The organism is Chromobacterium sphagni (genome assembly GCF_001855575.1).
GTDB classification, from domain to species: Bacteria; Pseudomonadota; Gammaproteobacteria; order Burkholderiales; family Chromobacteriaceae; genus Chromobacterium; species Chromobacterium sphagni.
Genome location: NZ_MKCS01000002.1, coordinates 60,355 through 72,852, shown reverse-complemented (window position 1 = coordinate 72,852; position 12,498 = coordinate 60,355). Strand labels below are relative to the sequence as shown.

The 12,498-nt window shown below is 58.1% G+C and carries 15 protein-coding genes; 7 read left to right on the top strand and 8 right to left on the bottom strand.

The genetic code is table 11. The features are described from left to right. Positions 1 to 33: 33 nt before the first annotated feature. Complete coding sequence (locus BI347_RS16095) at positions 34 to 537, bottom strand: DUF1269 domain-containing protein (protein WP_071113796.1); 504 nt, start codon at positions 535 to 537, stop codon at positions 34 to 36. Between the two features lie 51 nt (positions 538 to 588). Continuing rightward, positions 589 to 1,242, bottom strand: a complete 654-nt coding sequence (locus BI347_RS16090; protein WP_071113795.1) for a BON domain-containing protein — start codon at positions 1,240 to 1,242, stop codon at positions 589 to 591. Positions 1,243 to 1,577: 335 nt separating this feature from the next. Here BI347_RS16090 and BI347_RS16085 point away from each other — a divergent pair, with 335 nt between their 5' ends. Continuing rightward, positions 1,578 to 2,297 carry a Crp/Fnr family transcriptional regulator gene (locus BI347_RS16085; protein ID WP_071113794.1) on the top strand — a complete coding sequence of 240 codons (720 nt, stop codon included), beginning with the start codon at positions 1,578 to 1,580 and terminating at the stop codon, positions 2,295 to 2,297. Positions 2,298 to 2,512: 215 nt separating this feature from the next. Continuing rightward, positions 2,513 to 2,950 (top strand): BON domain-containing protein, encoded by a 438-nt coding sequence (locus BI347_RS16080; protein ID WP_083338989.1) that lies wholly within the window; start codon positions 2,513 to 2,515, stop codon positions 2,948 to 2,950. Positions 2,951 to 3,008: 58 nt separating this feature from the next. Here the strand turns inward: BI347_RS16080 and BI347_RS16075 are convergent, their stop codons facing one another. The 3 genes from BI347_RS16075 to BI347_RS16065 all read right to left on the bottom strand — a co-directional run bounded on the left by BI347_RS16075 (position 3,009) and on the right by BI347_RS16065 (position 6,169). Continuing rightward, positions 3,009 to 4,208 (bottom strand): SAM-dependent methyltransferase, encoded by a 1,200-nt coding sequence (locus BI347_RS16075; protein ID WP_071113793.1) that lies wholly within the window; start codon positions 4,206 to 4,208, stop codon positions 3,009 to 3,011. Between the two features lie 219 nt (positions 4,209 to 4,427). Continuing rightward, positions 4,428 to 5,729 carry a cation:proton antiporter gene (locus BI347_RS16070; protein ID WP_071116467.1) on the bottom strand — a complete coding sequence of 434 codons (1,302 nt, stop codon included), beginning with the start codon at positions 5,727 to 5,729 and terminating at the stop codon, positions 4,428 to 4,430. Positions 5,730 to 5,953: 224 nt separating this feature from the next. After that, the gene (locus BI347_RS16065) at positions 5,954 to 6,169 is read right to left on the bottom strand and encodes a glycine zipper 2TM domain-containing protein (RefSeq protein WP_071113791.1); all 216 of its coding nucleotides are present in this window, start codon (positions 6,167 to 6,169) and stop codon (positions 5,954 to 5,956) included. 347 nt (positions 6,170 to 6,516) lie between these two features. On the opposite strand from BI347_RS16065, the gene BI347_RS16060 reads away from it, so the two are divergent. Then, entirely contained in the window at positions 6,517 to 7,080 is a 564-nt protein-coding gene (locus tag BI347_RS16060) for a lipid-binding SYLF domain-containing protein (RefSeq protein ID WP_071113790.1), read from the top strand. Between the two features lie 80 nt (positions 7,081 to 7,160). Here BI347_RS16060 and BI347_RS16055 read toward each other — a convergent pair whose 3' ends face one another. Beyond that, positions 7,161 to 7,892 carry a Crp/Fnr family transcriptional regulator gene (locus BI347_RS16055; RefSeq protein WP_101686149.1) on the bottom strand — a complete coding sequence of 244 codons (732 nt, stop codon included), beginning with the start codon at positions 7,890 to 7,892 and terminating at the stop codon, positions 7,161 to 7,163. A gap of 418 nt (positions 7,893 to 8,310) precedes the next feature. On the opposite strand from BI347_RS16055, the gene BI347_RS16050 reads away from it, so the two are divergent. Beyond that, positions 8,311 to 8,946, top strand: coding sequence for a sterol desaturase family protein (locus BI347_RS16050; RefSeq protein WP_071116466.1), 636 nt, complete (start codon positions 8,311 to 8,313; stop codon positions 8,944 to 8,946). A 214-nt stretch (positions 8,947 to 9,160) separates the two neighbouring features. Here BI347_RS16050 and BI347_RS23675 read toward each other — a convergent pair whose 3' ends face one another. Beyond that, entirely contained in the window at positions 9,161 to 9,307 is a 147-nt protein-coding gene (locus tag BI347_RS23675; protein WP_139167248.1) for a lmo0937 family membrane protein, read from the bottom strand. A gap of 190 nt (positions 9,308 to 9,497) precedes the next feature. On the opposite strand from BI347_RS23675, the gene BI347_RS16045 reads away from it, so the two are divergent. The 3 genes from BI347_RS16045 (at position 9,498) to BI347_RS16035 (ending at position 12,166) form a co-directional block, all read left to right on the top strand. Continuing rightward, the gene (locus tag BI347_RS16045) at positions 9,498 to 10,259 is read left to right on the top strand and encodes a Crp/Fnr family transcriptional regulator (RefSeq protein ID WP_071116465.1); all 762 of its coding nucleotides are present in this window, start codon (positions 9,498 to 9,500) and stop codon (positions 10,257 to 10,259) included. 248 nt (positions 10,260 to 10,507) lie between these two features. Next, the gene (locus BI347_RS16040) at positions 10,508 to 10,678 is read left to right on the top strand and encodes a CsbD family protein (protein WP_071113394.1); all 171 of its coding nucleotides are present in this window, start codon (positions 10,508 to 10,510) and stop codon (positions 10,676 to 10,678) included. 186 nt (positions 10,679 to 10,864) lie between these two features. After that, entirely contained in the window at positions 10,865 to 12,166 is a 1,302-nt protein-coding gene (locus BI347_RS16035; RefSeq protein ID WP_071113393.1) for an NRAMP family divalent metal transporter, read from the top strand. Here BI347_RS16035 and BI347_RS16030 read toward each other — a convergent pair. After that, on the bottom strand, positions 12,163 to 12,498 hold the full coding sequence (locus tag BI347_RS16030) for a chaperone modulator CbpM (RefSeq protein ID WP_071113392.1): 336 nt from the start codon (positions 12,496 to 12,498) through the stop codon (positions 12,163 to 12,165). The genes BI347_RS16035 and BI347_RS16030 overlap by 4 nt on opposite strands.

Below are 12,498 nucleotides of genomic sequence, written 5' to 3'. Positions count from 1 at the left end.
TGCCGGCCCAGAGGGACAGCGCGCCAGCATACGTCAGGCGCTTTTCCATCCGGACGAGACATCCAGAATGGAATGCGCCCTGGCAACGTCTTCCATGCCGCCATGAACCACCAGCACATATTTATCCGCCTTCAGAGCGGTTTCATATTTGATTGCCTGTTCGGCGCTCACCCCGACCTTGGTCAAAGCCGCCCCCAGCGCAGACAATCCACCCACGACAACCGCGCCCTCCAGCGCGCCGACCAGCGCCGAAACCACCGGGCCAGCCATGGCGACCAAGCCCAGCCCCGGCAGAAAAAATACCGCGGGCGCAATCAGCAAGCCCCACAAGCCACCCCAGAATGCGCCAACGCTGCCCCAGGCTTTCATTTTGTCGCCCAAGGTATAAAACCCGACAGGATGCTCCTCGCTATGGTAACCCTTGCCGATTACCGACAGCTTTTTCACGTCAAAGCCGGCCTTGCTCAGAAAACGGATGGCATCCTCCGCTTCGACATGAGTGTTATAAACATAAACTGCCAGATTGGCATGTTCCATGGCTTTTCCTTTGGAAGTGGGCTGTTTTGAAGCTCGTTTGGAGAACGGGTTTCAAATAAGGACTTTGATCTTATTGATCACCTGGTGCACGCCAGGCATGCTCCATGCGGCATGGTTTGCCAGTTCGCGCTCGGACCAGCTATGCACGGACCCGCTCAAGATCACATCCGCATCGTGGATGGAGACTGAAATGCTGTCCATATCGCTTATCGCGCGGCGCCGCAAGGCATTTTCCACTCCCGCCTTCACCGCATCCATCAAGAGCTTGGGCTTGATTGCGATATTGTCGCTAACCCCGGTAACGCCCAGCAAATGGCGCACAATCCGCGTAGCCGCCTGCCGCTGATATTCCCACTCCACCTCGCCCGACAAAGTAACCCAGCCATTTTCCACCATGACCTGCACGCCGTCTTTAGGCATCTGGGTCATTTGCTGCAATACATTGGCCACCGAGCGGGAAATATCGGAATCCTCGCGCCTGTCGGCATTAGGCAGCTCGACATCCATTTCAATCGCCAGCGCCTTGACTCCCGCCACGCGCAAAGCCGCCCGTTCCGCGCTCCATTTTTCGACATAGCTGCTGACATGTCCCGACAGCATCACCACGCCATCGCTAACTGAAACTCCGACATGCGTGGCATTGATCGAAGGGTCCCAGCTAAGCTCGGCAATCACATCCTGTTGCAATTGAATATCTGTTTTCATGGCGTACTCCTCCCAGAATGGCCGTAGGAAGCCATATCGTGGTGTCAGGCCAGAAAATGGTCTGTGCGCTATCGAACGAAGCTCAGCACGCTGGAAACCATTCGCCCCCAAATGTGTCATAGCGATAGTCATGAGTTGTGCTAATTTACATATATCAGCTGATATTTACCGTTCAGCATAACGCCCTGCCGGATGTTATTGCCGTCGCATCCAGGCCCATCAATCAATACAGATAATTCAATTGAAATAAATCAATGTGCGTTAGCGTACATACCGCGATGATTCCCTGTCCTAAAGTATAGTTTCAGCAACTATCAGGCATCTGGAACGAAAACATGACCACACTGATCGAATCGCATCGCAACAGTATTTTGGCTGCGCTTCCCTCCGCTGAATGGAATCGCATCGCTCCCCATCTGGATCTGGTTGAAATGCCTGCGGGCGAGGCCTTATACGAAGCGGCCCCAGAGTCCAGCTGTATCTATTTTCCCTGCACCGCAATCGTTTCCCTGCTTCACATCATCAAAAATGGCAACACCGCGGAGATAGCCGTAGTCGGCAATGAGGGCATTGTCGGGATTTCATTCTCGATGGGCGGCGAAACCATTCCCGGCAGAGCGGTCGTGCAACGCGCAGGCTATGGCTTCAAGCTGACCTCCTCGGCGCTGAAAGCTGAGCTCAATCATTCCGGCCAGTTCATGCTTCTGCTCTTGCGTTATACGCGGGCGCTGATTACGCAGATGGCGCAAACCACGACATGCAATATCGACCACTCGCTTGAACAGCGGCTATGCCGCTGGATACTGACAAGCCTGGATCGCCAGCAGGGAAATGAGCTGGAACTGAGCGAGGATCTGATCAGCGACATCCTGGGCGCAAACCGGCAGGAAGTCATCAATGCCGTCATGAGCCTGCAACGCAATGGCTTGATCCGCTACCTTGGCGGCCATCTCACCATACTGAAAAGAAACAGCCTGGGGGAACGCGCATGTGGATGCTACTCCGCAATAAAGACCGAGTATGAGCAGCTTCTGCCATCAAGCACAGCCAAGTGAGCCTGGCCTGAAAAAAAAGCGGCCAGCGACAAAACCAGGCTGGGCCAATCCTTCGCTATTTTCTACTGAAACAGTCCGCAATATGTGTTTTGTCGCACAGATCACAGCGCGCGTAGCCGCGATACTCTTTAGGCAACACAAGCAATCCATTCAAGGCCATGCCTCGGCGCAGCCTTGCAATGGCAGCGGCATTGCCTTATTAAAAGGAGTTGATCATGCGTATTTCATTCAACCGATGCACAACGAGCATTGCCTGGCTGATTGGCTATATCGCGCTGAGCGCAATTGCCGGCAATGGCTATGCCAATGGAAAGGAAGGCCCGGCGCGCAGTTCGCTGGCGGCCAGTTATGATTCCGCGCCGATCACGATTTCCAGCGATGCCGACGCCAGCTCGACAGAGGCCGCCAACTACGTAAGCGATGCGTTCATTACCAGCAAAGTCAAGGCCGCCATATTTCATGACCCGGAATTAACATCGTCCGAGATTCAGGTGGAAACCAATGACGGCAAAGTCATATTGAATGGCCGGGTCGGCACCCAGGCGGAAATAGATCGCGCCAGCGATCTGGCTCTGGCAGTCAAGGAAGTCCGGGTTGTCATCAACTACATGCAAATCAAGGATATCCAGCAAGTCCAGCAGGATGGCCCGTAAAATCCACGTCCCCGGCTCTACCCGCAAGGGCGTGGTCGGGGAAAAGACAAGACATCAATCATTTGGCATACATATACCTTCTCGACCAATCCAGACTATCGGCATCCCGCCCGGCCTTGTGGCAAAGCACCTGATAAATGCTCACTACGTCATGCCGGAACGCATAGGCGCAACCAGAGAGGTAAACCCGCCAGATCCGGAATTTCTCTTCCCCCACCTCCAGGCGGATCGCCTCGCTGTTTGTCTCGAAATTCCGCGACCAGGCCGCCAACGTTTTTGCGTAGTGCCGGCGCAGACTCTCCACATCCAGCACTTCGAGCCCGCCCTGCTGCATGGTGCGCAAAACCTCCCCCACATGCGGCAGCTCTCCGCCGGGAAACACATACTTCTCCATGAACCTGCCCGCGCCAAACGGCGCCTCCCGGCTATCGGCGTTGACCATGGTAATGCCGTGATTCAACGCCATGCCATCATCGTAAAGCATGTCGTTGATGCGCCTGAAATAGGCCGGCAGGCCTTTGATGCCCACATGTTCACACATGCCAACACTGGCAATGCGGTCGAATTGCTCGTTCACATCCCGATAATCCTGCAGCCTGATCTCGATCCGGTCCTGCAGGCCCGCCGCGCGCACTTTCCGCGTGGCCGCCTCATATTGATTCCGGGAAAGGGTAATCCCCAGACAGCGTACGCCAAACCGTTGCGCCGCGCGCATCACCAAGCCCCCCCAACCACAGCCTATATCCAGCAATGACTGCCCGGGAGCCAGCTTGAGCTTGGTCAGGATATGATCGATCTTCTTGAGCTGCGCCTCCTCCAGACTCTCCAGCCCGGTCTCGAAATAAGCGCAGGAATACACCATCTCCGGGTCCAGCCATAAGGCGTAGAAGGCGTCCGACACATCATAGTGATACTGGATGGCCTGCCTGTCCGCCTTGCGGGAGTGCCGGAAATAACCGGCAATCGCCTTGAAGCGCTTGTTCTCTCCGCCGCCAGACAGCGCATAAGCCAAGTCGATGACATCGTCCAGCGCGCCTTCGACATCGAAAACGCCGCGGACATAGGCCTCGCCCAGGCCGTCCAGGCTGGGAGAAAGCAAATATCGCAGCGCCGACGCCTCACGCACATACATCGTGACCAACGGCGTCTCGAAAGCGCCGAAGTCAACCTGCCGCCCATCCCACACCAGTCTTGCCGCGAAGGGATTGCGCTGCCGGATATGGTTTGCCCATTGTTCGATATCGCTGTGCCAAGCCATGGTTTGGTCTCCTCTCCGAAGAAAGCCAGACTGCAAGGAAACAGACAGCTACCGCGCGTCGGTATCGGCCATGAACCCATCGTCCCGCTTGCTCGGTGGAAAACAGGAGGCATGATGTTTGGCAAAATAATCCGGCGGGGGCATATCGGTATGTGCGCCTGCGCACAGAAGCGCTAAAGATCCAAATAACCGCCCGGACTCAATGCCAATCCGTGCAGGTCAGCGCTGTCCCTGCCTGGCATACCACCTCATCAATGGCCGGACCGATATGCCATGCGCCACAATGGATGCCGCCACAGTCAGCAGCGTAAGCGTGAGCAATTGCCGCGCCAGTTGCCCGGCCACGCCGTGGCCAATCGCGAACATCAGATAAAACACGGAACCGATGCCGCGAATGCCAAACCAGGAAATCATCGCCCGCTGGCACTTATCCATAGGCTCGCCCAAACAACCCAGCCACACCGAAAGCGGACGCAACAGGATAAACAGCACTGGAACCAGGCACCACAAGCTTGCCCATGGCGCAGCATACGGCAGCATGGCGCCGACCAGCAAAACAATCGCCAGCTCGGCCAGCTTTTCCAATTGCTCGTTGAATCCCAGCACGGCATGCGACATTGCCTCGCTCGCATGATGGGAGTGCGTGGACAATTCGCCATAAGTGTGCCCGATCGAAGGCTCCAACCCGAGCGACGTGGTTCCCTCGCGCGGCCGCTCCTGCACGCGCCGCAATGCCAGGCCGGCGGCCAGCACCGCCAGAAAACCCGATGCCAGGCATAGCTGCGCGGTCCCGTAGGCGATTGCCACCAGGCCTAGCGACAGAAACTCGTCCAAACCCACCGCCTGCTGATGGCGGGTGCGCAAATGGACGACGAATCCGCCGATCAGGCTGCCCAAGACCGCGCCTATCAATAGCCCTCCCCCCATCGACCACAGCACATCCACCAGCCACCAGCGCCATTGCCCGGCCCCCAACTCGCGCCAGCCCAGCAGGCCCAGACCCAGCATCACAAAAGGCGAGGCCGTGCCGTCATTCAAGCCGCCCTCGCCGGAGAGGCTGAAATACAGCCGGTCGGGCAACGGGCCGTTTTCAGTCTGCACCCCGGCGGCCAGCACCGGATCGGTAGGCGCCAGGATTCCACCCAGCAATACCGCCGCGCCCAAAGACAAGTCCAATAGCCAATGTCCGACGGCGGCGATGAACCCAACCGTGAGCGTCATGGAGATGAGCGACAGCCGCAAGGGTAAAACCCAGCGGCGATCCCGCAAGGACACGCACCCCATCTTCAGCCCGACGCTGAACAACGAAACCAGCAACGCCACTTCGGCCACCCACTCCAACGCATCGGCATGCCGAAAGGGATCCGGTGCGACCACCCCCAGCACTCCCGGGCCAAGCGCATAACCCACCCCGAGATAGATCATGGCACTGCTGAGCAATAGCCGCGGCAGCAAGGTCCCGGCCAGCACCATCGTGATCAGCAATACGCCCAGTAACAAGGATTCGTAAGGAAGCGACATGGCGCTTGGTCATGCGATGGGAGTCGCACGCTCCTGGTTTGATGAACCGGGACTGCGGCCGGCGGCAGCAACTTGCCCAGGCCATGACTGGCAGGGCCCAAGCTCGCGCGACGCTTGAACCCGCTTGAAAGAACGGTTGCTCTATGGCGGACAGGAAATCCGCCGACGACGCCTGCAATGCGGGCTAGCGCCCAGTTGGAGACGAGCTGCCCGTCAACATGGCTTCACTTCTTGATCTCATGCCCGATGACGCCGCCCACCGCGGCCCCGCCCAGCGTGCCCAGAGCGCTGCCTCCGGTGAGCACCGAGCCGGCTACGCCGCCCACGCCGGCGCCGATGGCGGTATTCTGCCCGCGCTGCGACATCCCGGCACAGCCGCACAGGCCGCACAGCATGGCAGCCATGGCGGCGCTTGCCGCATATTCCCGAAACGTTTTCATCAGATAGCCTCCTTCAGGCAAGCGCGGGCCTGACGGCATCCATTGCCGCGCCACGCGACTTCATCACGCCCGTCAAACCGCCCGCTTTCAACAACCGCGGCAGGAGGACGGACAAGCATGGCCACTATGACGACCGGGCGCGGCGAAGTCTGCTCGCTAGCGAGCATAGGCGAAGGATAAAGCGGCGGAGACCACCCGTTATGTTCGATAGCGAACCGTCCCACGCGGAGTACCCGGATAAGCTATACCATGAAATTCACCCAGCCATTTGTCGTCACGGGAGGCTCCAGGCTTTCATGCCATGGCATGTAAGATGGGTTTCCCATCCACTTGAAAGGTATACCGCGATGATCCATTCCCTACGCAGCTGGCAAAAAGCATGGTTACTGGCAGCCACCCTCCTCGCACTGGGGTTCGCCAGTAATCCGGCACGGGCCGAGTCCGCGCAAGACCTGGACGAAGGAGCCGCGCAATCCCTGCAAATGCTGTACCAGAAGAGCCCACTGGCTGAAAATCTCTCGAAAAAGGCAACCGCCATTCTGGTGTTTCCCAAAATCATCAAGGCCGGGCTGATCTTCGGCGGCGCTTATGGCGAGGGCGTGCTGCTGGAAAGCGGACGCCCGAATGGCTATTACAACTCGGTCACCGGGTCCTGGGGATGGCAGGCGGGAGCGGAGTCTTTCGGCTATGCGGTCTTCCTGATGAATCACAAGGCTTTGCGCTATCTGAAGCAGTCGAAAGGCTGGGAAATCGGCACCGGCCCCAGCATTGTCGTGGTGGATGCCGGGGAGGCGAAAAACCTGACGACCACGACTTTGCGCGGCGATGCCTATGCCTTCATCTTCGACCAACAGGGCCTGATGGCCAGCCTCAGCATCGAAGGCACCAAGATTTCACGCATCAAGCGTTAAGCGGAACAAAAGGACAGGCCTTGCCGCCTGTCCGCTTTTGCATGCCTTGTTCCCGCAGCCCGGCCAATGGCCGGGCATCGTCAATGTCCGGCGGCCTGTCCTATCGGCAGCGCCTCTCCCGCCCCCAGCATCTCGGAGTAAATCCGCCTATTGACGGCATAACAGCTGCAGGCGCAGGCTTCCAGCCTTGGACGGTCCAGTATGGTGAGCCAGCCGCGGCGGTATTCGATCAAGCCGCTACGCTGCAGTTCTCCGGCAGCCACTGTGATGCTGACGCGGCGCACGCCAAGCATTTGCGCGAGCGTCTCATGCGTGACATAAAAATTGCCGGAACGTGCCCTATCCTGATGCATCAGCAACCGGCACGCCAAACGCTCATCCAGCAGATGGAACTGCAGACATACCGCAGTGGTGGCATATTGCGTCATCAATACGTAAAGATAATGGTGCAATGCCGACTGCAATGCCTTGCTGTGCGAGAGTTCGCCCAGAAAAGGCGCCGCGCCGATGCGCCAAGCGGACCCAGGCGCCTGCACCAATGCGTGCAAGGGTTCCATCGGCACGCTCAAAGCCAGCTGCGCGCCCAACGCCCCTTCGGCTCCAATCATCCCGACTTCAAGCTGATGATGGTCCCTGTCCTGGGCGATCAGAGAAATCAGGCCGCGCTGCGGAAAGTAAACATGCTTCGCGATGCTATCGTGCTGACAAAGGGTTTCCGCCGGAACCAGCTCCACCTGCTGGCATCGGGACAAAAGACGGTTCCGGTCATCAATGGGCAGCAATCTGAGCAGATGATTCTCGATGATAGGCAAGATGACGCTCCATTAGCACCGCATACGGAATATCCAAATTACCGAACATCGCGGATCACGACTGTTTGCTAGCGTACAAAAATTAAAATCCGCCTGATGCCGCGCGGGCGAAAATGGTCTGGATTTCCATGTGCGTACCGCGCCCCGCCCATCCCTGACGCTACGGCCAATCACTTTCAAAAAAATGATTTTTCCAAAAAATACAAAAATTTAAAAACGAAAATGATTGAAAAAACGAGCAAGCTGAAATACATTCAATCATATTTTGCATCGCACAATAAATTCGCCACAAGCTGTTGAAATATTTTCATTCTGTTCGGTGCCGTACAGACAATTTCCACATAACACCGCTAAAGTTCCGCAATGACTGAAATACAGACTTGCGATGAAGCTAGGGGCCAGACTGGAAAGGAAGAGAATGGGAATCTTCGCGCTGGAGCACGGCAAAGCGGCCTACATGGCCGACCATGTCATTTATGGCATATTGCTGGCCTTATTGCTGCTGACGCTTTCCACCGCCTGGACGCATGTGCCGGGGCTGGAAATGATAGCCCTGCCCTTAATGGGCCTGATTAGCTGGAGCCTGATCGAATACTTGTTGCATCGCTTTGTCCTGCATGGTTTCCAGCCATTCAAAGGCTGGCATGCGGCGCACCATACTCGGCCCCAGGCATTGATCTTCACGCCAACCATCATAAGCCTGACATTGATCGTCATGCTGATATTTCTTCCTGCCATGGCAGTGGCCGGAGCGTGGCGCGCGGGCGCTTTGACTGTCGGAATCATGGCAGGATATCTGGCATATTCGATTACGCATCATGCAATTCATCACTGGCATGCGAAAAATAACTGGTGGCGGCGCCGGAAACTCTGGCATGCGCTGCATCACCAGCAAGCCGAGCCATCGGGATACTATGGAGTAACCACCGCTTTTTGGGATCAATTGTTCAGCAAAGATCGGCGTCGTCCACGCACTGCAGTTCCAGCTCACGGCCATGAGCCGCCATGCTTGCGCTCAAACGGATTCAGGAAATTAAGGCGCCGGCCCCATTGATCAGGCCGGCGCGGCAAGTAATGCCGGAAATACTCCGGACCACCGACAAAACTCCGGCATGCCTAGCGACGGCAGCCCTGCTTGGGTTTGGTTGGCTGCTTTATGGAAAAACAGCATGGAATTACCGCGTTACCATGGCGATCTATCCGCTGGCCTTGATGATTAGCTTGATCACTTTGCCGCAAGCCGGCCAATCTGATTTTCCGCCGCCGAATCAAATTGGGCGGCGTTGAATCAAGCGCACCAGCAAAATGGCCAGCGCCACCGCCAAAAGGATATGGATAAGTCCTCCCATAGTGAAAGCGGTCAGCATACCAACTGTCCATAGGAGCAATAGCAAAATGATGATTATTTCAAACATGACATTATCTCCAGCTGCGGTTTGGCAAAACCATTTCTGCCCATTGGCAGATTGAACGCAAAGCCGCAACCATGTCTGTGCGTGGCGACACAAACCTGCCATCGGCTGAGTCGGCTGGATGTCCAGTAGCCTTCCGAGATGATGCTCATATTCAGTGCCGCTCCAATGCAGTCCGGCACAAGGAGTCCGTATGGAAATCACCGTGCCAGAACGCGCATCATTGCAGCAGAACCATATTCTGGCGGCCTTGCCCAGCGACGCTCTCGTCCGGCTGAACCCGCATATGGAAAAAGTGCCCTTGCCGCTTGGCAAGGTGATCTACGAATCGGGCGACACCCTGCGCAATGTCTACTTCCCGACAGATGCCATCGTATCCCTGCTGTACGTGATGGAAAGCGGCGCCTCGGCGGAAATAGCGGTGGTGGGCAACGAGGGCATGGTCGGCATGGCGCTGTTCATGGGCGGGGAAAGCACCCCCAGCCGCGCTATCGTGCAGAGCTGCGGGCATGCTTATCGCCTGTCCGGCACGCGCTTCAAGGAAGAAGTCAATCGACACACCGAGCTGCTGCAACTGATGCTGCGCTACACCCAGGCCCTGATCACGCAGATGGCCCAAACGGCGGTTTGCAATCGGCACCACACCATTGACCAGCAATTGTGCCGCTGGCTGCTGCTGTCGCTGGACCGCTTGCCCAGCAACCATCTGACCATGACGCAGGAGTTGATCGCCAACATGCTGGGAGTTCGCCGGGAAGGCGTGACCGAAGCTGCAGGAAAATTGCAGAAGCTGGGCGTGATCGCGTACAACCGCGGCCATATCACAGTGCTCGACCGCCCCAGGCTGGAGCAGATGAGCTGCGAATGCTATGCCGTGGTGAAAAAGGAAACCGACCGTCTGCTGCCCTATATTGCGAAAAACAAAAACAAACGATCAGGATGCCAATCCCGCTGAAAGCGGCTTCGCCATGGAACAAGCCCTCCCGATGGGATTCCATTGGCCTTGGCCGTGGCTTGATCATGCTGCAGGCTGGAGCTTGGCTGATCGCGGCACACATGCGTCAGCGCCTTTTCTCTTTTCTCCGGTAACTGTGCGTTGTCGCACATACCCTTTCCCGATTACGGCTTACTGTCCTAGCGTATTGCAGGAACGCGCCCTCGGCGCGCGGGTATGCAATCGCACTCAATCAACGGGAGAAAAGCATGAACAAGAATCAGGTAAAGGGAAAGCTCAAGGAAGTCGCCGGCACCGTCAAGGAAGCTACCGGGAAGGTGGTGCGCAACAAGGAGCTGGAAGAAAGGGGACGCCAGGAGAAAATCCTTGGCGAGACCCAGGCCAATGTGGGCAAGTTGCAAGAAGACCTCAAGAAATAAAGGGCGTCATGCCGTCCTTTGCGGCCCTCCTGGACGAGCGCAAGCAGCCCGGAAGCGAGGGTCGCCGCCATCCCCCAGCCATGCCGCATGAAATGACTTGCTGATGAGAGGCGCGGCGTCCATAGGCGGCGCCGGGTCTTTCGGCCAAGATTGCGATACTCGCTGCCAATTGAGCGGGAGATGCCCATGACAGCCAGGAAAGCGGCGCTGGCAAGACCCTGGCGGCGGCTCTGGCGCCGGATCAAGGCGCATCCGCTGGCGCGGATCGGTCCGGGGCTGATCACCGGCGTAGCGGACGACGATCCAAGCGGCATCGCCACCTACTCCCAGGCCGGCGCGCAATTCGGCCTCAACATGCTCTGGACCATGCCGCTGGCCTTCCCCTTGATGGCCGCCGTGCAATCGATGTGCGCCGACATCGGCCGCGTCACCGGCAAGGGGCTCGCGGCCAATATCAAGGATGCCTTCCCACCTGCGGTGCTGCGGACGGTGGTATTGCTGTTGCTGATCGCCAATATTCTCAACATCGCCGCCGACGTCGCCGCGATGGGAGAGGTCTCCGAACTGATCACCGGCCTCAACCGCCACCTGATGACCGCCTGCTTCGTATTCGGCATCCTGCTGCAACAGATGTTTATTCCCTATCACCGCTACGTGTTCTTCCTCAAGTGGCTTACCCTCTCGCTGCTGGCCTATACCGCTGTTCTGTTCACCGTCCACGTGCCGTGGGAAGAGGTTGCGTTGCGCACAGTCTGGCCACGGTTCACTCCCGACGCCAATGCCGCGGCGGTGGTGGTAGCGGTGTTCGGCACCACCATCAGCCCCTACCTGTTTTTCTGGCAGGCGTCGGAAGAGGTCGAAGACATGCTCGCCGTCAAGGGCAGCATCGCGCTGGTCCGCGACCAACGGTCCGCAGCGCCGGAATTGCGCCGCATCCGCTGGGATACCTGGAGTGGCATGCTCTACTCCGACCTCACCGCCTACTTCATCATGTTGGCGACAGCCGTCACGCTGCACACGGCGGGCATCGCCCATATCGATACCGCAAGCCAGGCCGCCAGCGCGCTGCGGCCGCTGGCTGGCGATTCCGCCTACCTGCTGTTTGCGCTTGGCATTCTCGGCGTAGGCCTGATCGGCGTTCCCGTCCTGGCTGGTTCAGGCGCGTACGCGGTGTCCGAAGTGATGGGCTGGAAGGAAGGACTGGAGCGCAAAGTGCGCGATGCTCGCGGCTTTTACAGCATTATCGCCGTCAGCATGCTGCTGGGTTTGGGCATCCAGTACTCGCCGATCAGCCCGATGCGGGCGTTGTTCTGGAGCGCGGTGATCAACGGCGTGGTGGCGGTGCCGCTGATGGTGGTGATCATCATGCTGGTTTCCAAAAAATCGGTGATGGGCGCCTTCACCGCAGGCAGGTATCTGATCATCCTGGCCTGGATCGCAACCGTGGTAATGGGCGCCGCAGTGGCGCGAATGCTGATGCCCAGCTAGCGCGCCGCCGGACCATGGTCGCCCCCGGCGCGCTCCAGGCGGGCCCGCAGGGCCGCCAGCTCATCGAGCAGATCCAGCGCCAGCGCCACGCCTGCCGAGTCGATCTCCAGGTCACGCGACAAACGCCAAGCCATCCGCGCGCGCCGCAGCGCATCGCCGCGAAAGCGCCAGTTCTGCGGAGTGTCTCCCGACGGTTCCAATACCCCTTCCCATACCCAGCGGACTACGAACGCCTCGTCCGCATGACAGGCCTGGCATAGTTCAACAAGCGTCAGCTCCAGTTGTTCTTCCACCACAAAGCCCTGAATCGGTGCCGTCCCGTCATGATCCAT